Source organism: Pseudomonas sp. B19(2017), assembly GCF_002113165.1.
In the GTDB taxonomy this organism is placed as follows: Bacteria; Pseudomonadota; Gammaproteobacteria; order Pseudomonadales; family Pseudomonadaceae; genus Aquipseudomonas.
This window is the reverse complement of record NZ_NEJR01000003.1, coordinates 226,541-246,607: the sequence shown is the minus strand read 5'-3', so window position 1 is coordinate 246,607 and position 20,067 is coordinate 226,541. Positions and strand designations below refer to the sequence as shown.

17 protein-coding genes and 1 riboswitch are annotated in these 20,067 nt (G+C 64.6%); of the genes, 8 read left to right on the top strand and 9 right to left on the bottom strand.

The genetic code is table 11. The annotated features are described in order from the left end of the window. Positions 1–98 precede the first annotated feature (98 nt). Positions 99–2,099, top strand: coding sequence for a U32 family peptidase (locus CAF70_RS06915; RefSeq protein WP_085623266.1), 2,001 nt, complete (start codon positions 99–101; stop codon positions 2,097–2,099). A gap of 109 nt (positions 2,100–2,208) precedes the next feature. On the opposite strand, the gene CAF70_RS06910 is transcribed toward CAF70_RS06915, so the two are convergent. Beyond that, a complete protein-coding gene (locus CAF70_RS06910; protein ID WP_085623268.1) occupies positions 2,209–3,534 on the bottom strand; it encodes a sigma-54 dependent transcriptional regulator in 1,326 nt (441 codons plus the stop codon). Positions 3,535–3,876: 342 nt separating this feature from the next. Between CAF70_RS06910 and CAF70_RS06905 the strand changes: the two genes are divergently transcribed. Continuing rightward, entirely contained in the window at positions 3,877–4,143 is a 267-nt protein-coding gene (locus CAF70_RS06905; RefSeq protein ID WP_013972506.1) for a hypothetical protein, read from the top strand. Between the two features lie 107 nt (positions 4,144–4,250). On the opposite strand, the gene CAF70_RS06900 is transcribed toward CAF70_RS06905, so the two are convergent. From CAF70_RS06900 to cobW, 4 genes are all read right to left on the bottom strand, one after another. Next, complete coding sequence (locus CAF70_RS06900) at positions 4,251–4,817, bottom strand: VWA domain-containing protein (RefSeq protein ID WP_085623683.1); 567 nt, start codon at positions 4,815–4,817, stop codon at positions 4,251–4,253. A gap of 101 nt (positions 4,818–4,918) precedes the next feature. Continuing rightward, entirely contained in the window at positions 4,919–5,932 is a 1,014-nt protein-coding gene (locus CAF70_RS06895; protein WP_085623270.1) for an ATP-binding protein, read from the bottom strand. 1 nt (position 5,933) lies between these two features. Continuing rightward, complete coding sequence (gene cobN / locus CAF70_RS06890) at positions 5,934–9,695, bottom strand: cobaltochelatase subunit CobN (protein WP_085623272.1); 3,762 nt, start codon at positions 9,693–9,695, stop codon at positions 5,934–5,936. 3 nt (positions 9,696–9,698) lie between these two features. After that, entirely contained in the window at positions 9,699–10,766 is a 1,068-nt protein-coding gene (gene cobW, locus CAF70_RS06885) for a cobalamin biosynthesis protein CobW (RefSeq protein ID WP_085623274.1), read from the bottom strand. Between the two features lie 99 nt (positions 10,767–10,865). After that, positions 10,866–11,079, bottom strand: a riboswitch (cobalamin riboswitch). A gap of 98 nt (positions 11,080–11,177) precedes the next feature. Here cobW and CAF70_RS06880 point away from each other — a divergent pair. The 3 genes from CAF70_RS06880 to CAF70_RS06870 all read left to right on the top strand — a co-directional run bounded on the left by CAF70_RS06880 (position 11,178) and on the right by CAF70_RS06870 (position 14,476). Beyond that, positions 11,178–11,537 carry a hypothetical protein gene (locus tag CAF70_RS06880; RefSeq protein ID WP_085623276.1) on the top strand — a complete coding sequence of 120 codons (360 nt, stop codon included), beginning with the start codon at positions 11,178–11,180 and terminating at the stop codon, positions 11,535–11,537. 205 nt (positions 11,538–11,742) lie between these two features. Continuing rightward, positions 11,743–13,320, top strand: a complete 1,578-nt coding sequence (locus CAF70_RS06875) for an ATP-binding cassette domain-containing protein (RefSeq protein WP_085623278.1) — start codon at positions 11,743–11,745, stop codon at positions 13,318–13,320. A gap of 136 nt (positions 13,321–13,456) precedes the next feature. Further along, the gene (locus CAF70_RS06870) at positions 13,457–14,476 is read left to right on the top strand and encodes a branched-chain amino acid aminotransferase (RefSeq protein ID WP_013972500.1); all 1,020 of its coding nucleotides are present in this window, start codon (positions 13,457–13,459) and stop codon (positions 14,474–14,476) included. Between the two features lie 231 nt (positions 14,477–14,707). Here the strand turns inward: CAF70_RS06870 and CAF70_RS06860 are convergent, their stop codons facing one another. Then, a complete protein-coding gene (locus CAF70_RS06860; protein WP_085623280.1) occupies positions 14,708–15,142 on the bottom strand; it encodes a multidrug/biocide efflux PACE transporter in 435 nt (144 codons plus the stop codon). A 92-nt stretch (positions 15,143–15,234) separates the two neighbouring features. Here CAF70_RS06860 and CAF70_RS06855 point away from each other — a divergent pair, with 92 nt between their 5' ends. Beyond that, positions 15,235–16,089, top strand: coding sequence for a LysR family transcriptional regulator (locus CAF70_RS06855; RefSeq protein WP_085623282.1), 855 nt, complete (start codon positions 15,235–15,237; stop codon positions 16,087–16,089). Positions 16,090–16,118: 29 nt separating this feature from the next. On the opposite strand, the gene CAF70_RS06850 is transcribed toward CAF70_RS06855, so the two are convergent. Together CAF70_RS06850 and CAF70_RS06845 are read right to left on the bottom strand one after the other, a co-directional pair. After that, a complete protein-coding gene (locus CAF70_RS06850) occupies positions 16,119–17,006 on the bottom strand; it encodes a DUF2950 domain-containing protein (RefSeq protein WP_085623284.1) in 888 nt (295 codons plus the stop codon). Beyond that, the gene (locus tag CAF70_RS06845) at positions 17,003–18,466 is read right to left on the bottom strand and encodes a DUF3300 domain-containing protein (RefSeq protein WP_085623286.1); all 1,464 of its coding nucleotides are present in this window, start codon (positions 18,464–18,466) and stop codon (positions 17,003–17,005) included. The genes CAF70_RS06850 and CAF70_RS06845 overlap by 4 nt, the downstream gene beginning before the upstream one ends. A gap of 291 nt (positions 18,467–18,757) precedes the next feature. Here CAF70_RS06845 and CAF70_RS06840 point away from each other — a divergent pair, with 291 nt between their 5' ends. Further along, positions 18,758–19,003, top strand: a complete 246-nt coding sequence (locus CAF70_RS06840) for a hypothetical protein (protein ID WP_085623288.1) — start codon at positions 18,758–18,760, stop codon at positions 19,001–19,003. Positions 19,004–19,014: 11 nt separating this feature from the next. On the opposite strand, the gene CAF70_RS06835 is transcribed toward CAF70_RS06840, so the two are convergent. Further along, positions 19,015–19,674 (bottom strand): VIT1/CCC1 transporter family protein, encoded by a 660-nt coding sequence (locus tag CAF70_RS06835; protein WP_085623290.1) that lies wholly within the window; start codon positions 19,672–19,674, stop codon positions 19,015–19,017. A gap of 130 nt (positions 19,675–19,804) precedes the next feature. On the opposite strand from CAF70_RS06835, the gene CAF70_RS06830 reads away from it, so the two are divergent. Further along, positions 19,805–20,056: a hypothetical protein gene (locus CAF70_RS06830; RefSeq protein WP_085623292.1), complete on the top strand. Its 252-nt coding sequence runs from the start codon at positions 19,805–19,807 to the stop codon at positions 20,054–20,056. Positions 20,057–20,067: the final 11 nt, after the last annotated feature.

Genomic DNA, 20,067 nt, shown 5'->3' with positions numbered 1-20,067 from the left:
GTACAAGCGATACACCTCTCGGCACCCCAATGATGCCGCCAGCCCGTTTCGCCGCTACAATGCCCGCCTAAACTGTGACAGCCCGAAAATATAACGACATGTCCCTTCCAAAGAATCACCTGGAACTGCTCAGCCCTGCCCGTGATGTGGCCATTGCCCGTGAGGCGATCCTGCACGGCGCTGACGCCATCTACATCGGCGGCCCGAGCTTCGGCGCACGCCATAACGCCTGCAACGAAGTCAGCGATATCGCCGAACTGGTCGAGTTCGCCCATCGCTACCACGCACGCGTGTTCACCACCATCAACACCATCCTCCACGACAACGAGCTGGAGCCGGCACGCAAGCTGATCCACCAGCTGTACGACGCCGGTGTCGATGCGCTGATCGTGCAGGACCTGGGGGTAATGGAGCTGGACATCCCGCCGATCGAGCTGCACGCCAGTACCCAGACCGACATCCGTACCCTGGAGCGGGCCAGGTTCCTCGACCAGGCCGGCTTCTCGCAACTGGTCCTGGCCCGTGAGCTGAACCTGCAGCAAATCCGCGCCATCGCCGCCGAAACCGATGCTGCCATCGAGTTCTTCATCCATGGTGCGCTGTGCGTGGCCTTCTCCGGCCAGTGCAACATCTCCCACGCGCAGACCGGCCGCAGCGCCAACCGTGGCGACTGCTCGCAGGCCTGCCGCCTGCCCTACACCCTGAAAGACGACCAGGGCCGCGTGGTGGCGTTCGAGAAGCACCTGCTGTCGATGAAGGACAACAACCAGACCGCCAACCTGGCTGACCTGGTGGATGCCGGCGTGCGTTCGTTCAAGATCGAGGGCCGTTACAAGGACATGGGCTATGTGAAGAACATCACCGCCCACTACCGCAAAGAGCTCGATGCCATCCTTGAAGGCCGCCCACAGTATGCCCGCGCGTCCAGTGGCCGTACCGAGCACTTCTTCCTGCCTGACCCGGATAAAACCTTCCACCGCGGCAGCACCGACTACTTCGTCACCGACCGCAAGGTAGATATCGGCGCCTTTGATTCGCCAACCTTCACCGGCCTGCCGGTGGGCGTGGTGGAAAAGGTCGGCAAGCGCGACATGCAAGTGGTCACCGACGTACCGCTGACCAACGGCGACGGCCTCAATGTGCTGGTCAAGCGCGAGGTGGTTGGCTTCCGCGCCAACATCGCCGAGCCGCGAGGCGAGTTCGAAGAAGACGGCAACAAGCGCTACCGCTACCGCGTCGAGCCCAACGAAATGCCTGAGGGCCTGTACAAGCTGCGGCCCAACCACCCGCTGTCGCGCAACCTCGACCACAACTGGCAGCAGGCCCTGCAACGCACTTCGTCCGAGCGCCGGGTTGGCGTGGAATGGCACGCGGTGCTGCGCGAGCAGCGCCTGATGCTGACCCTTAGCAGTGAAGAAGGCGTGAGCGTGCAAGTGGCCCTGGACGGCCCGTTCGGCACGGCCAACAAGCCGCAGCAGGCACTGGAGCAGTTGCACGACCTGCTCGGCCAGTTGGGCACCACCATGTACCACGCGGACAGCATCCAACTGGATGCACCGCAGGCGTACTTCATCCCCAACTCGCAGCTCAAGGCCCTGCGCCGCGAAGCCATCGAGGCGCTGACTGCCGCACGGGTGCAGGCCCACCCGCGTGGCGGGCGCAAGGCCGAGACTACGCCACCACCGGTGTACCCGGAGTCACACCTGTCGTTCCTGGCCAACGTGTACAACCAGAAGGCCCGCGACTTCTACCACCGCCATGGCGTGCAGCTGATCGACGCAGCCTACGAGGCCCATGAAGAGCACGGCGAAGTACCGGTGATGATCACCAAGCACTGTTTGCGCTTCTCCTTCAACCTGTGCCCCAAGCAGGCCAAGGGCGTGACCGGCGTGCGCACCAAGGTGGCACCGATGCAGCTGATTCAGGGTGATGAGGTGCTGACACTGAAGTTCGACTGCAAGCCGTGTGAAATGCATGTGATCGGCAAGATGAAAAGCCACATCATCGACCTGCCGACCCCGGGCAGCGCGGTGGCACAGGTAGTTGGGCATATCAGCCCGGAAGACCTGCTGAAGACCATTCCGCGCGGGCCGCATTGATCGGGAGCCTGTAAGGGCCTCTTCGCGGGCGCGCCCGCTCCCACAGGAACTGCGCCATCCTCACGGTCGGTACAGTATCTATAGGAGCGCCTGTCTTTTCCGCTGCTGCTCAGCGAATCTGATGCTTGTGCAGCAGCCGGTAGAAGGTCGGCCGCGAAATACCTAGCACCTTGGCCGCCACGCTCAGGTTGTCACTGTGCCGGCTGAGCACATCACACAGCGCCTGGCGTTCGGCCCGGTGCTTGTACTCCTCCAGCGTGCCCAGCGGATGCTGCACCTGATCCAGGGGCTGCAACCCCAGGTCCTGCGCCTCGATTTGCCGGCCTTCGGCCAGCACCAGCCCGCGTCGTACCCGGTTGGCCAACTCGCGGACATTGCCCGGCCAGTCATGGCGGCCCATGGCCGCCAGGGCATGGTCACTGAACGAGCGCGGTCGGCGCCCGGTTTCCAGGCTGTAGAATTGGGCAAAGTGGCTGGCCAGCATCGACAAGTCACCATGTCGGTCGCGCAACGGCGCGGTCACTACCTGCAACACGTTCAGGCGGTAATACAGGTCTTCGCGAAAGCGCCCTTGCTCGATGGCCCTTTCCAGGTCCACATGGGTAGCCGCCAGTACCCGCACATCCACCGGGATCGGCTGGCTGCCGCCAACCCGCTCGATGTGCTTCTCCTGCAGAAAGCGCAGCAGGTTGGCCTGCAGTTCCAGCGGCAGGTCGCCGATTTCATCGAGGAACAGCGTACCGCCATGGGCCGCTTCGATGCGCCCGGCTTTGCGCTGGTGGGCACCGGTGAACGCACCCTTCTCATGGCCGAACAGCTCAGACTGAATCAGGTGCTCGGGGATTGCCCCGCAGTTGATGGCAATGAACGGCTTCTCGCTGCGTTGCGACTGGCGGTGCAGGATGCGCGCCACCAGTTCCTTGCCGGTGCCGCTTTCGCCGCGGATCAGCACCGGCGATTCGGTCGGCGCCAGCTTGCCGAGCAGCTTGCGCAATTCACGAATCGGCCGGCTTTCGCCGAGCAATTCGTGGCTCGCCTCATCGACCCTGACCGCCCCTTTGCCACGCAGGCGCGCCATGCCAAAGGCGCGGCCGAGGGTAACCTGAACCCGGGAAACGTCGAACGGCAAGGTGTGGAAGTCGAAGAACCATTCACAAACGAAATCGCCGACGGCCGGCATGCGCAACTGTTCGGCGCTGAGCACGGCAATCCATTCCGTGTTGCTGCGCGTGATCAAGTCCTTGACCCCGTCCGGGCGCCTCAGGTGCGACGCCTGCAAGCGCAACAGGCCCACATCGCAACGATGCTCCAGTGCCGCACCGAGCATGCAGCTGTCCACATCCCAGCCTGCGCTGCGCAAGCCAGGCAACAAACGGTGGCAGTCGTCGCAGGGGTCGACGATGAGCAAACGGCGTTGGGCGGCAGGCTGTTGCATGACCGATCCTTGGCGCCAGTTTTTGGTTTTCTGAAATAAAACAGCAAGTTGTGGCGCCCGATTAACAGTAGCAACGAAGTTGACGGTTCCCAGTACCGTCTGTCTGCCGAATCATTTTTTTACAATACGTGACGGGAATTTTCGCACTTTATCGACATCACATGGCGGCATGGGCAAGAACGGATTCGACCTTGGCAAAAATTTTTACAACCAATGTGTGACTCGCCCCCGGACAACGAGCATCAGTACACATAACCCCGCGCTGCACATCGCGATAACCGAGGCGACCCTGAAGCAACGCGGACTTAACCTGGATGTTTGGGACCATAGAGAGACCGAACCATGAATGCCCCGCTCCGTGTCAACGAAGCACTGCTGATTGCCGACCACGCCTTCGAACCCTTCCAGTGCGTAGCCTGGGATGCACCCAACGGTACTGGTGAACTGAGCCTGGCAGTGATCGACCGGACCAGCACCCGCATCGGCAGCAAGCAAGTGTCTTCGCGCATCTACTCCGACCCGGCCCAGTGGGCCAGCCTGATCGAGGAAGTGCGTGCCGAACTGTGCGAAAAAGGTTACGACCTGCAACCGTGGTCGATGCCGAAGTAATCTCGGCTGGCAAAACAAGTGCGTGCATTGCCACGCACTTGTACAACTTCCGGGTTGCTGTTCTGGCAACTTTTCTTATTGCGGCAGAGTGACGCACCGATACTTCATCAATCCATCAACCTGAACTGTTGCAAGTGTTGGTAATCAGCCTGAAGTTGTTGAGCCAGACGTTGCGCACGCCCCAGGCGCACCGGCGCCAGTTCCATATCCACCAGCAGAGTGGCACACGGCATCGGCTGCACGGTATTCCAGTGCTGCAGGCGACCGTCGGTAAACACCAGGCAACGTAACGCTTCTTCAGGGTGGGCCCGTTGCCGCCCCTGTAGCCAGTGCCGAGCCTGCTCCAGTGCCGCGATCAATGGCGTGCCACCACCGGCCCCCAAGGCATGCAGCCACGGTTGCAAAGCGGCCGAGGCCTTCAGGCCGTGGCGCTGCCATTGCGGCGTGCGCCCGCTGGCAGTAAGCAGGGCCAGCCGGGCACGCTGGCGGTAGGCCTGGTCGAACAGCGCCGCCAGCAGCCCTTTGGTTTGTGCCAGCGCCTGATGGCGGCGGGTCGAGGCCGAGGCATCGACGATCACCAACCACAATTCTGCGGGCCTGGCCTGGCGTTGCTGCCAGCACAGGTCCTGGCGCTGGCGTGGCCGGCCCTTGAACAGGGTCGGCAGCCAGGCCACACGACCGGCCGCAGCACTGTGCGCCCGCCCACGGCTGGCCCCGTACTGCTTGCCCGCGCCGGTTTTGGCATCCGCCCCTTTGGCAGGTGGCTGGGGGATGCTCAGGGCTTTTTTGCCCAATTCGGCACCTCGCGGCGGGCGCCGCTGGCCACGGGCTGCGCCGGCATTGCACCCCAGTCACCCTGCCCGCCTTGTTCGCCAGGGTTGCCAGCGCCTTGCGGACTGGGCGGCTGCTCAGGCTGCGACGGCGGGTTGGCCTGGGGCGTAACGCGGCGACGATGGCGCAAGGCGAACTCGGCCACTGTATCGACATCGGCTTCTTCGATCGCCACACCACCGCGCCAGGCGCAGTGGGCGCGGGCGGCGCGTAGCCAGACCAGGTCGGCGCGCAGGCCATCGACCCCTGCGGCGTAACAGCGCTCGGTGATCCAAGCCAGCGCCTGGTCATCCAGGGCAATGGCGGCCAGGGCGTGGCGCGCCGCCTGGCAGCGCTCGCGCAATTGCGCCTGGGCTTGCGCCCATTGCGCGCAGAACGCTTGCGGGTCACTGTCGAAGGCCAGGCGACGGCGGATGATCTGCTGCCGCGCCTGCGGCTCGGGCAAACCCTCCAGTGCCACATTCAAACCAAAGCGGTCGAGCAACTGCGGGCGCAGCTCGCCTTCTTCCGGGTTCATGGTGCCGATCAGTACGAAACGGGCATTGTGCCGGTGCGAAATACCATCGCGCTCGATGCGGTTGGTGCCGCTGGCTGCCACGTCGAGCAACAGATCGACCAAGGTATCGGGCAGCAAGTTGACTTCATCGACATACAGCACGCCACCGTCGGCCTGGGCCAGCACGCCCGGGGAAAACTGTGCCTTGCCCTGCCCCAGCGCGGCATCCAGGTCGAGGGTGCCGACCAGCCGTTCTTCACTGGCGCCCAGCGGCAGGGTGACGAACGGGCCCTCACCGAGCAGGTCGGCCAAGCCGCGGGCCAAGGTGCTCTTGGCCATGCCGCGTGGGCCTTCGATTAGCACACCGCCGATTTTCGGGTCGATGGCGGTCAGGCACAGCGCCAGCTTCAGGTCGTCGGCGCCGACCACGGCGGCCAGCGGAAATTGTACGGGTTCACTCATTTCAAGCCTGTTCCTCGCCGTCGAGCAGCTGCTCCTCAAGGGCTTCGCGGTAGTCGCCTGGCGCCTGCCACAGGCCGCGCTGCTGGGCCTCCAGAAGGCGTTCGGTGAGGTCGCGCAGGGCCTCGGGGTTGTGCTCACGCATGAAATCGCGGGTTGCCGGGTCGAGCACGTAGGCATCGGCCAACCCCTGGTAATGATGGTCGTCGATCAGGTGCGTGGTGGCGTCGAAGGCGAACAGGTTGTCGACCGTCGCTGCCATCTCGAAGGCGCCCTTGTAGCCGTGGCGCTTGACCCCGTCGAGCCACTTCGGATTCAACGCCCGGGCGCGGATGACCCGGTTCAGCTCTTCCTTAAGGGTGCGGATGCGCGGCCGGTCAGCCTGGCTGTGGTCGCCGTGATAGCTGGCAACGTCAGCCCCGCTCAAGGTTTCCGACGCCGCCAGCATACCGCCCTGGAACTGGTAGTAGTCGTTGGAATCGAGCAGGTCATGCTCGTGGTTGTCCTGGTTCTGCAGCACCGCCTGCACCTTGGCCAGGCGCAAGGCGAACTGGGCGCGGGCCGGGGTACCGTCGTCGCTGGCGCCATAGGCGTAACCGCCATGGTTGAGGTAGACCTCGGCCAGGTCGTGGCGGCTATGCCACAGGCGACCATCGATAGCGTTCTGCACCCCGGCACCGTAGGCACCGGGCTTGGCACCAAACACCCGCCAGCCGGCCTGGCGCGCGGCCTGTTCGGCGTCCATGCCCTGCTCCAGCAGTGCGGCCCGCTCGCTGCGCACGCGGGCGGCCAGGGGGTTGAGGTCGTCGGGTTCGTCCAGCGCGGCCACTGCCTGCACAGCGGCGTCGAACAGGCGGATCAGGTTGCCGAAGGCATCGCGGAAAAACCCGGAAACGCGCAAAGTCACGTCCACCCGTGGGCGGTCGAGTAAGCTCAGCGGCAGTATTTCGAAGTCGTCGACGCGCTGACTGCCGGTGGCCCACACCGGCCGCACGCCCATCAGCGCCATGGCCTGGGCGATGTCGTCACCGCCGGTGCGCATGGTTGCCGTACCCCACACCGACAGGCCCAGCTGGCGCAGGTGGTCACCATGGTCCTGCAAGTGGCGTTCAAGAATCAGGTTGGCCGAGGCGAAGCCAAGGCGCCAGGCCGTGGTGGTGGGCAAGTTGCGCACGTCCACGGTATAGAAGTTGCGGCCGGTGGGCAGCACGTCGAGGCGCCCACGACTAGGCGCGCCGCTGGGGCCGGCGGGCACGAAACGCCCGGCCAGCGCTGCCAGCAGGCCATTCATTTCGGCGGTGCCACAGGCGTCCAGGCTTGGTGCCACCGCATCGCGCAGGGCCTGTACAACGTCCTGCACCGGCTGCCATTCGCTCTGGTCGGGCAACTGCGCTGCGCTGCTTAACGCCTGTTCGATCACCTGCAGCGCCAAAAGCTCCAGGCGCTCGCGGGTGTCGCCACAGGTGCGCCAAGGTTCACTGCTCATGGCCTGCAGCTGGTCAGGGCGTGCGCCCTGCCACGGCTGGCCAAGTTCGCAATCGAGCGGGTCGAAGCCCGGCACCAGCGCCTTGGCCAGGGCCCGCAACAGGCTGGCATTGCCGCCACGGCCGTCGCCACGCTCGACCCGCAACAGCGCCAGCAGGGTATCCAGGCGCAGCCGCCCTTCAGGCGATTCTCCGAACACATGCAGGCCATCGCGAATCTGCGATTCCTTCAGGTCGCACAGGTAGGTGTCCAGCCGTGGCAGCCACACGGCGGCATCGTCCAGTTGCCCTTCCAGTTGCAGCTCGCGGTCGATGTGGTTGGCCTTGACCAGTTCGAGGATATCGCGCTGCAACTCGCGCGCGCGCCGCGGGTCGAGCAGCTGTGCTTCGTAGAACTCGTCGGCCAGTTGTTCCAGGTGGCGCAGCGGCCCATAGGTTTCGGCGCGGGTCAGCGGCGGCATCAGGTGGTCGATGATCACCGCCTGGGTGCGGCGCTTGGCCTGTGCGCCCTCGCCCGGGTCATTGACGATGAACGGGTAGATGTTCGGCAGCGGGCCGAGCAAGGCGTCCGGCCAGCACTGGGCCGACAGCCCTACGCCTTTGCCGGGTAGCCATTCGAGGTTGCCGTGCTTGCCAACATGGATCACCGCATCAGCTGCAAAGGCATGGCGCAGCCAGAAGTGGAACGCCAGGTAGCCGTGCGGCGGCACCAGGTCGGGGTCGTGGTACACCGCACTGGGGTCCACCTGGTAGCCGCGTGCCGGCTGGATGCCGACGAAGGTCAGGCCGAAGCGCAGGCCGGCGACCATCAACCGGCCACTGCGGTGCATCGGGTCTTGCTCGGGCGGCCCCCAGCGCTCCAGTACCGCCTGGCGGTTGCCCTCGGGCAGGCGCTCGAATGCGGCCTGGTAATCGGCCAGGCTCAGGCTCTGGGCGCAGGGGCGCTGATCGAGGTGGTCGAGGTCGTTGGTCACGCCGCCAAGCAGCTGGTGGATCAGTTGCGTGCCGCTGCCCGGCAAATCGGCCAGCGGGTAGCCTTCGGCTTGCAGGGCCTTGAGGATGTTCAGCGCGGCTGCGGGGGTATCCAGGCCGACACCATTGCCAATGCGGCCATCCCGGGTCGGGTAGTTGGCCAGCACCAGGGCCACGCGCTTCTGGGTGTTCGGCAGGCGTGCAAGCTCGACCCAGCGGCGCGCCAGTTCGGCGACGAAGTCCATGCGCTCGGGGTGGGCGCGGTAGCACACCACATCGGACTGGCTGCGTTCGCTGCGCCAGGCCATGTCCTTGAAGCTGACCGGGCGGGTGATGATGCGCCCGTCCAGCTCGGGCAAGGCAATGTGCATGGCCAGGTCGCGCGCGCCCAGGCCCTGCTCGCTGGCTTCCCAGCCGGGCTGGTTGTCTTGCGCGCAGATGGCCTGCAGCACCGGAATGTCGCGACGGAACGGGCGCAGGTTGGGGCGTTCCGGGCTGGACAGGGCAAAACCGGTGGTGTTGACCAGCACCTCGGCGCCGACCTCGTCCAGCCAGGCTTCGACCTGCTCCAGGCAGGTGCTTTCCTTGAGGCTGGCCACGGCGATCGGCAACGGGTTGAGCCCGGCGGCCTGCAGGCGCTGGCAGAACACGTCGATGAACGCGGTGTTGGCCGCCTGCAGGTGCGAGCGATAGAACAGCAGCGGCGCCACCGGCTGCTCGGGGTGCCACTGCGGGTACCAGTCCTCCAGCGCCGCGCTACCCTTCTGCGGGTGGTACACCGCCGTGCGCGGCAACGGCTGCGGCTCGTCCCAGGTATAGTCGCGGCCCAGCCATTGGTTGGCCAGGCAGTTGAACAGGTTGATGGCGTTGGCCTTGCCGCCCTGGCGCAGGTAGTGCCAGAGGCGCTCGGCCTGCGCGCCGCTGACAGTGCCCAGGCTGGTCAGCTCCGGGTCCGGGCGGTCGTCGCCCGGCACCAAAATCAGCTGCACGCCACGGGCAGCCAGCTCGACCAGTTGCTCGACACCATAGCGCCAGTAGCCAACGCCACCGTGCAGCGACACCAGAATGACCTTGGCATGGCGCAGCACTTCGTCAAAGTATAGATCGACCGAGGCGTGGTTCTGCACCTGCATCGGGTTGGCCAGGCGCAGGCTGGGGAAATCCTCGGGCAATTGCTCGGCGGTATCGGCGAGCAATGCCAGGTGCGAATCGCCGCTGCAGAGAATCACCAGCTCGGCGGGCGTCTGGCCGAGGTCGGCAATGCTGTCATCCGGCACGAAGCCGCCGGGCTGGGTCCGCAGCAGGTGCATGGGTCAGGCGCCCAGGGCCTGGCGCAGGCGCGCTTCAAGCTGGGCGGCATCGAGGTCCTGGCCGATCAGCACCAGGCGGGTGATGCGCGGCTCGTCGGCGCGCCAGGCGCGGTCGAAGTGCTTGTCGAAACGGGTCCCCACGCCTTGCACCAGCAGGCGCATCGGTTTGCCCGGGATGGCAGCGAAGCCTTTGGCACGCAGGATGCCGAACTCCACAACCAATTGGGTCAGGGCGTCGAGCAGCAGGCTTTCGTCGGCTTCCGGCAGGTCAATGGAGATGGAATCAAAGGCGTCGTGGTCATGATCGTCATGGTCGTCGCCGTCGTGGTGCGAGTCGTGGTGAGTACGGCGGCCATCGATGTGCGCCTCGGACTCGGCACCCACGCCCAGCAGTACTTCCAGTGGCAGCTTGCCGCTGCTGGCTTCGACCACTTTCACCGCTGGCGGCAGTTCTTCGGCGACTTCGGCGCGGACCTTGGCCAGGCCTTCGGCGTCGATCAGGTCGGCTTTGTTCAGCACCACCAGGTCGGCGCTGGCCAGCTGGTCGGCGAACAGCTCGTGCAGCGGCGATTCGTGGTCCAGGTTAGGGTCGAGCTTGCGCTGGGCATCGACCTGGTCCGGGTAGGCGGCGAAGGTGCCGGCAGCCACAGCCGGGCTATCGACCACGGTGATTACCGCGTCGACGGTGCAGGCATTGCGGATTTCCGGCCACTGGAAGGCTTGCACCAGAGGTTTGGGCAGGGCCAGGCCGCTGGTTTCGATGAGAATATGGTCCAGGTCGCCACGGCGTGCCACCAGCTCCCGCATTACCGGGAAGAATTCTTCCTGCACGGTGCAGCACAGGCAGCCGTTGGCCAGCTCGTAGACGCGGCCGCTGGCTTCTTCCTCGGTGCAACCGATGCTGCACTGTTTGAGGATTTCGCCATCGATGCCCAGCTCGCCGAACTCGTTGACGATCACCGCGATGCGGCGGCCCTGGGCGTTGTCGAGCATGTGGCGCAGCAAGGTAGTCTTGCCCGAGCCGAGGAAGCCGGTGACGATGGTGACGGGGAGCTTGGCCAGTGTTTTCATGTCGCATTGCCCTTGGCAGTGTGGCGCGGGCATGCAGGACGACAGCCGCGGGCCAGGTCGGCCGGGCTTGTTCGCCACCGGATCACCCCGCCCGGTTGAAAGTCGAAAACGTGACGAGGCAGGTCTCCTGGCTCGCACCGTTCCATGTGCCCGCTGGAGCAGCAGGCTGGCGGGATGACGCCTTCCCGCGCGCGGGCGCAGTGGCTGTGTCGATCCGTTGTCGGTGCTTACAGTTGCGGGGGCAGCCGCGGCTTGTACCGCGTTCCCGTCTTAGCTTCGGCCTGGCCGAAGAACCTCGAAGTGGCAAGGCTACGCAGTGGCTGGCGGGTGGTCAACCATTGCTGTCGGGCCGGCCGACAACAATTGACGCGACTGCGTTACAGTGGTGGCTTTGAGCAGCGAGGCCCACCGGTGAAACCCCTGAACAAGCGCGATATTGCACGCCTGGAGCGTGAACTGGTGGTTTGCCTGACCGAAGCCTGCGAAACAGCAAAGGCGGAAATCGTTGGTTTCAGCTGGCTTACCCACCGTCTGGCTCCCGAAGATTTTCCGGCCAGCCTGCGCATTACCTGGGTGTTCGAGCGAGAGGCCGACAAGGCCACCGCTTTGGCGGGCGACGCGAAGGTGCGCATGCTGGCGCTGACGGGCCTTGCGCTGGAGCAGGCCGGCATTCAGCTGGACCATCCGGCCTGGCATGTTCGGTTTGACAGTGAAGAGGCCTGCCAGCAGAACCACGGGGGCGACTGGAGCAAGCGCTTGATGGGGCGCTGAACCAGGGCATGCGCGCTCCTACAAGGGCCGCAGTGCATTCGCGGAATCTGTTTTCGCGCGACAACGATGCCTCTTTCCGTTAGGCTACGCATTCCACTTTCACGAGGTGTTCGTCCAATGCGCCATTGATGCCGCCGTCCCTTCGACGGCCAGTCTTCAGCCTCCGGTTCGCCCCGGAGATGTCGCGGCATTTGTGGAGTTGTGCATGACGAACACGTCGATCCTGACGCTGGACAGCGTCTCCTTGGCCTTGCCTGACGGCAGGCTGTTGTTTACCGACCTCAGCGAAACCTTCGACCAACGCCGCACCGGCCTGGTCGGGCGCAACGGCGTGGGCAAGAGCCTGCTCGGGCAGATACTTGCCGGCCAGCGCGAGCCCAGCAGGGGCCAGTGTCGGCGCCTTGGGCGCATCCATCTTCTGGACCAGCAGGTGATCGAGCACAGCACCACGGTTGCCGACCTGGCCCAGGTGGGCTCGGTGCTCGCTGCGCTGGAGCGCATCGAGCAAGGCAGCGTCGCAGCCAGTGACTTCGACACCGTTGGCGAACGCTGGGATATCCGCGAGCAATTGCAGGGGCAGCTGCAACGGCACGGCCTGGGGCAGCTTGACTGGCACCAGCCCGCCCACAGCATGAGCGGCGGTCAGGCCATGCGCGTGGCGCTGGTCGGCGCCTGGCTCAGCGAAGCGGACTACCTGATCCTCGACGAACCGAGCAATCACCTGGACAGCAACGCCCGCGCCCAGTTGCTGGGCATGATCCAGGCCTGGGACCGAGGCCTGCTGGTGATCAGCCACGACCGCAGCCTGCTGGCGCACATGCAGCGCATCGTCGAGTTGTCCAGCCTGGGTTTGCAGGCCTTCGGCGGCGACTACAGCTTCTATTCAGCACAGAAGACCAGCCAGACCGAACAGGCCCAACAGCAACTTGCCCGGCTGAAACAGGAGCAACAACGCCAGGCCCGTGAACGGCAGCGTCAGCGCGAAGACCTGGAGCGTCATCAAGCGCGGGCCGGGCGCCAGGCCAGGTGCGCCAATCAGGCCAGGATACTGCTCGACCGCCAACAGCAGCGCAGCCAGGCCACGGCAGGCAAGCAACGCCGCGATCATCGCGACGCCCGGCAGGCGCTGCAGGGCAAAGTGCGCGACGCCGCCGGCGAAGTGGAGCAGGACATTGCTATTACCCTGCATGCACCTACACCGCAGCGCCATGCAGGTCGCGAAGTATTGGCCCTGCAGGCACTGCGCCTGCCACATGGCACCCGCAAGCCGCTTGACCTACGCGTGTGCCTGGGCCAGCGGGTTGGCCTGGTCGGTGACAATGGCAGTGGCAAGTCCACATTGCTCAAACTGATGAACGGCGAGTTGACGGCATCTGCCGAGTACCTGCGCCTCAGCGGCGAAACCGCCCTGCTCGACCAGCATTGCAACTCATTGCCGGGCGACACCAGCGTGCTTGAGCACCTGCGCCAGGCCAACCCGTCGCTGGCCCAGGGCGAATTACGCAGCCGCCTGGCGCAACTGGGCCTGGATGCGGCCCGTATCGAGCTGCCCAGCAGCCTGCTTAGCGGCGGTGAGCGGATGAAGGCAGCGCTTGCCGCCGTACTGTACCGCGAGCGGCCGCTCGACCTGTTGCTGCTGGACGAACCCGGCAATCACCTGGACCTGCCATCACTAGCAGCCCTGGAGCGCATGCTCGGGCAGTTTCGCGGGGCGCTGGTGGTGGCCTCGCACGACGCGGTATTGCTGCAAAACCTGGCGCTTGACGCATACCTGCAGCTGTAACAAACGAAAAAAATGCATTGCAGGCTATCAATTCGTGACTGGCCGTTCCCGATCTGCCACGGATGTATTATGGTGGCGTGGTGCGCATATAACAGCAGCCCGAGCAATCGGGCACCTGCAAGACAATGAGGGTGTCATGAGCAACGAAAGCATTAATTGGGACAAGCTCGGTTTCGACTACATCAAGACCGACAAACGCTACCTGTCCGTATGGCGCAATGGCGAGTGGGACAAAGGCACCCTGACCGAAGACAACGTACTGCACATCAGTGAAGGCTCCACTGCCCTGCACTACGGCCAGCAGTGCTTCGAGGGCCTGAAGGCCTACCGTTGCAAGGACGGTTCGATCAACCTGTTCCGCCCGGACCAGAACGCCGCCCGCATGCAGCGCAGCTGCGCCCGCCTGCTGATGCCGCAGGTGCCGACCGATGTGTTCATCGAGGCGTGCAAGCAAGTGGTCAAGGCCAACGAGAAGTTCGTGCCGCCGCATGGCAAAGGCGCCCTCTACCTGCGTCCGTTCGTGATCGGCACCGGTGACAACATTGGCGTGCGCACCGCCCCCGAGTTCATCTTCTCGATCTTCGCCATCCCGGTTGGCTCGTACTTCAAGGGCGGCATGAAGCCGCACAACTTCCAGATTTCCAGCTTCGACCGCGCGGCCCCGCAAGGCACCGGCGCGGCCAAGGTCGGTGGCAACTACGCCGCCAGCCTGCAGCCGGGCGCGGAAGCGAAGAAAGCCAACTTCGCCGACGCCATCTACCTCGATCCGCTGACTCACACCAAGATCGAGGAAGTCGGTTCGGCCAACTTCTTCGGCATCACCGCCAACAACGAGTTCGTCACCCCGAAATCGGCCTCGGTGCTGCCAGGTATCACCCGCCTGTCGCTGATGGAACTGGCGCAATCGCGCCTGGGCCTGACCGTGATCGAAGGCGATGTGGAAATCAACAAGCTGGACCGCTTCATCGAAGCCGGCGCCTGTGGTACCGCTGCGGTGATCACCCCGATCGGCGGCATCGAGTACAACGGCAAGCTGCACGTGTTCCATGACCTGGAAAAGGTCGGCCCGGTTACCCAGAAGCTCTACAACGAGCTGACCGGTATCCAGAGCGGTGATGTTGAAGCACCGGCTGGCTGGATCGTCAAAGTTGCCTGAAGCGCTTTGACGGTTTGAAAAACGGGGCATGCCAGCGATGGCATGCCCCGTTTTCATTGGTTAAACGCTCAAGCATCATATCCATGGCTTGCCCGCGATCTGAATGCCTGCGCGGTCCCTGTGGGAGCGGGTTTACCCGCGAACACGGGCGAAGCCCGTGCCATCCACCGCAGTGCCAGTTTCGCGGGTAAACCCGCTCCCACAGGGACCGCGCAATGCTGGAGGTCATCGCTACAATGCAATACCGCGACGCTGCATCAGCAGGTGCCGGGCTTTGTCGAAGGCCCAGTTGTACAGCACGGTGTAGGGCAGGATGATCACGAAGAAGCCCAACTCCACCATGAACGCCTGCAGCAACGAAATGTCCAGCATCCACGCCGCCACCGGCAGGCACCAAGCCACCAATCCGGCTTCAAAGCCCAGACCATGCACAAACCGCGCGCGGGCCTTCCAGTGGATACGCTCGGTCTGCACATAACGATCGACCAGCGCGTTGTAGACCATGTTCCACAGCATGGCGATCACCGACAGGGTCACCGCCAGCGCCCCCGCCGTCGCCAGCGATTTGCCCATGATCCAGGACAACAGCGGCGCGCACAGCAGCACGGCGAACACTTCATAACCGACGGCGTGAACCAGGCGTTCGGTGAAAGACACGTTTTTCATTGCACATTCCATCCATTGCGTGAGTCGTGCTTCCTATTTTCTTTGACAGAACCGATACTCGCCAAATAGCTCCCATCGGTTTTATCAATACAATGCGCTACTCACCCGAAGCCCTGGTCGCCTTTGTCGAAGCCGCATCGCTGGGTTCGTTTTCCGCTGCGGCGCGCAAGCTGCGCAAAAGCCAGTCCACCATCAGCATTGCCATCGCCAATTTCGAGGCCGATGTGGGTTGCCCACTGTTCGACCGTGGCGGCCGCCACCCCGCGCTGAACGAGGCTGGGCGGCAGGTGCTGAGCCATGTCGAGGCAATTCTCGATGCCAGCGCCCAGCTCGATGCCCTGGCCGTCAGGCTGGCGGAAAACGTCGAGGCGCTGGTCTCGGTAGTGATGTCGGACAGTTACAGCGTGACCTTCCAGGGCGCGGTGATGGCCCGCTTCGCCCAGCACTACCCGCATACCGAGCTGCGCTGCGGCCCGTCCGAAGATGCCGATGTGATCGAACTGATCCAGCAGGGCCTGGCACACATCGGCATTCTTGCCACGCAGCCCGGCTACCCCGCAGACGTTGCCGTGGCACGCCTGCCCGAGCAGGCCGAGTTTGGCGTGTATGTGGCCAGCGGGCACCCGTTGGCGGCTTTGCCCAAGGTGCAGGCGCAGCATCTGGAAACCGTCCGGCAGCTGTATATAAAGACCTATGCTCCAAGCTTGCACCAGGGTCGTGGCCAGGCCTGGTCGGCACCGGACTACCTCACCCTGCTGGAATTCGCCGTGCGCGGGTTCGGCTGGGCCGAACTGCCCAGGGCACTGGTGGCACGGTTTGGCAGTGGCTTGGTGGAATTGCAGGTGGCTGGGTACCCGCGACTGGTTGATATGGATGTGGTCTGGTCCAGCCGGCGCGCACTGGGGCCGGCTGGGCAGTGGCTGGTAGAGCGGATGTTGGGGCAATAGACCGTCATTGCTTGCCGGATCGCACAGGGTCAATCCCCTGCAGGCACATCCACCACCTTCCAGCTGTCATCCGGGTCGAACCGTTTCATCTCCTTGGCAAGCTTGTCCCCGTGGGGGCCGAGGTCTTTTTCGAACACCTCACCGTCATGGCTGATCATGAAGCTCATCACCCCGGTGTCATTGTACCTGGCCGGCCAGGCAACCATGGCGAAGCCGCGACTCATCTGGTTGCCGATCAGGTAGCTGTAGGCACCGCCGGGGGCAGATGGGCCTTGCGCGTCAAGGATGCGGAAGTGGTAGCCATACCAGGCGTCGCCGACCATGTCCTGGCCGAACAACGGGCCCAGCGGGCTGACCTGCCCATCGTCATCCCAGTACAGCCCGTCATGCTTGCCGGGCTCGCTGAAAATCTTCTGCGCGTACTCCAGCGCACCGTTGCCGTTGTGGTCCTGGGTGGCGTACTCCATCTGCGCATCGTGATAGGCCAGCATCGACTGCATGGCACCCAGTTCGTTGCGACCAATGCGCCGGGCGCGGATTTCGGCGCTGCCGTCCTTGAGGTCGAAACGCCAGCCCTGGCTACCTTTGCTCAACGGTATGGGCAGCGTCCAGTGATCACTCCCTACCGCGAGAATGGCCTTGTTCGCCCCCGACATGTCGATGCTGTGCTGTGCGCGGTACTGCTCCAGGAATGTGTCCACATCACTGCGTTGCACGCCGCCACGCGGTATGTAGGTACGCCAGTCATCACCCAGCAATTGAGCCAGGCGGGCTTCATCCGGTTGCGCCTGGCCCAGTGCCGCAACAAAGGCTTCCACGGCCTTCTCTGGCGTCGGGAATGCCTCCTGCGCAGCGGCCAGGGTTGACCAGGCGATACCGGCGGTGAAAAGCAGTGCTGCTAGCGATTGACGGTTCATCGACGGCCACCTCCGCCACGGCGTGCGGGCGCACTGGGCCGGGAAATCTGGTGCCCGGCAGCACGCGATGCGCTCGGGCGCTGGGCGAACGACTGGCTGGTACGGCCACGGCTGGCCTGCGCACTGGTGCGCGAGGGCGAACGCACGCCGGCGAAGGCGTTGTTACGCGCCCGGCCGGCGGTGTTGGCGGGCCGGTTTTGCGCCAGTTGCCGCCCCTGGCCTTCGCCCTGCCTGCGCTGGTTCACCTGGTTGTTCTGCTGCCTGGCCTGGGTAGTGCGGGTGTCCTGGCGGCGGTCGGTTGCCCTCGGGTTGTCGCTGCGGGGCTGCATGCGGTTGCCGACCGTATTGCCCGCCTGCGCCTCGCGCATCTGCTGGCGTGCCTGGCGGTTGCTGGTGGCCGGCCGTTCGATGCCGGCCCGGTCCATCGACGCCCGGGCCTTGTCCCGCGCCTGGGCGCGCTGGGCGTCGTCACCACGGAAGGCAGTTCGCTGGGTGGCGCCATCCAGCTGGCGACCGTATTGCTGGCGGCTGCGGGAGTCGCGGTACGGCACGCCGTCGCGGTTGGCGGCGTTGTGCTGCCATTTGTTCTGGTTGTTGGTGATGCGGTTGTTGGCGTTGATGTTGTTGTAGCGGTTGACGTCGATGTCGATGTCGTTGTTGCCCCAGTCACAGTCGCCCCACAGCGAGGCGACGATCGCCACGCCAGTACCGAAGGCGAGGCCCGCCACCAGCGCGGAACCAGGGTAGTACATGGGCGGTGGCGGGTAATATGCCGGCGGCGAGGCCGGGTACGCCCAGGTGCCGTAGGTGGTGGTCGGGTTGTAGCTGGGCACGTAAACCACTTGCGGGTCAGCCGGCTCGATGATGATGGTGGTGGGCGGGCTACTGGCAGTGACCACCTGGGTGCTGCTGCCTTTGGCTGGTGGTGCTGGTGCTGGCGCTGTTTGCACGGTCACGTTCTGGTACTGGTTGCTCTTCAGGTTGCCGGCGGCCTGGGCCTGGTGACGCAGGCGCTGCACCCCGCCCATGACATCGTCGGGCTGCGCGAGGAAGGCGTCGCCCAGGCGCTGCACCCAGACCGGGTCCTGACCCAGGGTTGCCAACACCTGCGGGAAGGCCACCAGCGCTTGTACGCTAGGGTCCCAAGGCTGGTTCGCCACCTTCTTGACGGCATCGTCACCAGTGGCCTTGGGGTTGGCCTTGGACCAGGTCACCGCTTCGCTCACTTGCCCCGGATAAGTGGAAGCCATCAATACCTGTGCCAGCAGCGCATCGGGGTACAGCGCGATGGGCGCGAGCATCTGGTCCAGTTGCTCCTGGGTGAACACAGGGTCCTTGGCCGCGACCGTGTCGGCTTGTGGTGCCGGGTCGGGGGCAGGAACGTCTTCTGCCAGCACCAAGCCGGGCGTGGCGCCAAGATACAGGATGACCGACAGGACCGCTGACAACGGGATGCGCATCGCTTCTCTCCATGAGACCTGACCGCGTGGGTTAAGGGTAGCAATGGCGCTGCTTTTGGCCAGATGCGCGGGCGCAAACTTTTCGCGCTCTAAAGGTGGGGGTGGTTGCTGCTTTTGAATCTATATCAGGGCTGGGCTGAGATCTGTAATTGACTGTACCGGCCCTTTCGCGGGCACGCCCGCTCCCACCGGTACTCCACAATGTTCAGGCCTGTGGTGATCCTGTGGGAGCGGGCGTGCCCGCGAAGAGGCCGGCATGCACAAGACCGCATCCAGAAGGAGCCCACCCCGATGAACACGCCCCGCCTCATCGCCGCCATCATGCTAGCCGTGCTCTGCACCTCGGCCTGGGCAGCCACCGACCGCGCCGAACGGCGCCGCGAGGCCCGTGATGTGCGGCAGGAAACCCGCCAGGATGCACGGCAGACCAAACAGGACTGCCGCCACGCCGACCAGCAAAGCAACGCCGGCTGCCGGCAGGACAAACGCCATACCAAACAGCAAGGCCGTGAGCGCGCCCGCGACATTAAATACTGAACGGGCGATGCTCAGCCGCCCAGGGCGATGATCGCCATGATCAGCGCTGCCCCGACCGCGGCCAGGACCACGCCGGTCAACAAAGTACGGCCACCGGAATAGCGTGCCAGCAGCCAGCCCGCAAGGAAGAGCATGGCCAGGGCGACCAGGTTCGACACGCGGATGGCCGTGCCTGTGGTCTCGATCAGCAGGAATGGAATTACCATCGGGAAGGTTGCCACCACCACCAACAGGAAAGTGGCCAGGGCTGCCTTGAAATCATCCACCCCCAGGCGCACCGGCAGCGGGCGGCCAGCATCACGCAGCATCCGCCCGCGCATCATCTCAAGGCCGTCTTCATCCAGTGCCAGGCCAATGCGCGCTGGCAGCGCATCGGCAATCAGCCTGCGCCCCTGGGTGACATCAGCGGCTTGCAGGCGGGCCAGCAAGGTTCGGCTGCGGGTACGCTCGGTCCAGGTACGCAGCAAATAGATGACCGCATCGGCCAGGCCCCAGGCCAGGTTGCAGCCGAACGCGGCAATCAGCATCAGCCGGGCCTCTTCGCGCCCTGCCGTGGCCACGCTCAGCGAGCCGATGAAGGTCATCGCCATCAACAGGCCGAAGATGACTTCGGTGATCCGGTCGATCGGTTCCAGCACGCCCCATTTGCGCGGTTGCTCGTCTTGCCCCATCGCACCCTCCCGGTTCCCCTGGAACCATCGATAGTCACTATCGAGAATGGCAATTTCTGCCGAACAACCTGGCCGAATAACCTAGCTCCATCGACTCGCCGCCCACGACCCTGGCCCCTGGAGCTACCTGATGAACAACCTGGCCCGCCTGCTGTCCGCCACCCTTGCCGTTTTGGCCATCGCCATCATGAGCGGCTGTGCCAGCCACCCCGAACTGCGCCCTTACACCGCTGAAGAAACCCGGCAACTGCAACTGGAAGCGCTGCAGCGCCGTGGCCTGTCACTGGACGACTACGAGCAGCAACGGCGAGTAATCCAGCGGGCCGGCAACCTGCCTGTGGTAACCGAAACCACCGACGCTGACCGGTCGACCAAAAGCTGACTGAAATCGCC

Coding starts and splice junctions, on each gene's coding strand:
- CAF70_RS06915 (WP_085623266.1), top strand. CDS start 99: ATGTCCCTTCCAAAGAATCACCTGGAACTGCTCAGCCCTGCCCGTGAT.
- CAF70_RS06910 (WP_085623268.1), bottom strand. CDS start 3,534: ATGCAACAGCCTGCCGCCCAACGCCGTTTGCTCATCGTCGACCCCTGC.
- CAF70_RS06905 (WP_013972506.1), top strand. CDS start 3,877: ATGAATGCCCCGCTCCGTGTCAACGAAGCACTGCTGATTGCCGACCAC.
- CAF70_RS06895 (WP_085623270.1), bottom strand. CDS start 5,932: ATGAGTGAACCCGTACAATTTCCGCTGGCCGCCGTGGTCGGCGCCGAC.
- cobN (WP_085623272.1), bottom strand. CDS start 9,695: ATGCACCTGCTGCGGACCCAGCCCGGCGGCTTCGTGCCGGATGACAGC.
- cobW (WP_085623274.1), bottom strand. CDS start 10,766: ATGAAAACACTGGCCAAGCTCCCCGTCACCATCGTCACCGGCTTCCTC.
- CAF70_RS06875 (WP_085623278.1), top strand. CDS start 11,743: ATGACGAACACGTCGATCCTGACGCTGGACAGCGTCTCCTTGGCCTTG.
- CAF70_RS06870 (WP_013972500.1), top strand. CDS start 13,457: ATGAGCAACGAAAGCATTAATTGGGACAAGCTCGGTTTCGACTACATC.
- CAF70_RS06860 (WP_085623280.1), bottom strand. CDS start 15,142: ATGAAAAACGTGTCTTTCACCGAACGCCTGGTTCACGCCGTCGGTTAT.
- CAF70_RS06855 (WP_085623282.1), top strand. CDS start 15,235: ATGCGCTACTCACCCGAAGCCCTGGTCGCCTTTGTCGAAGCCGCATCG.
- CAF70_RS06850 (WP_085623284.1), bottom strand. CDS start 17,006: ATGAACCGTCAATCGCTAGCAGCACTGCTTTTCACCGCCGGTATCGCC.
- CAF70_RS06845 (WP_085623286.1), bottom strand. CDS start 18,466: ATGCGCATCCCGTTGTCAGCGGTCCTGTCGGTCATCCTGTATCTTGGC.
- CAF70_RS06840 (WP_085623288.1), top strand. CDS start 18,758: ATGAACACGCCCCGCCTCATCGCCGCCATCATGCTAGCCGTGCTCTGC.
- CAF70_RS06835 (WP_085623290.1), bottom strand. CDS start 19,674: ATGGGGCAAGACGAGCAACCGCGCAAATGGGGCGTGCTGGAACCGATC.
- CAF70_RS06830 (WP_085623292.1), top strand. CDS start 19,805: ATGAACAACCTGGCCCGCCTGCTGTCCGCCACCCTTGCCGTTTTGGCC.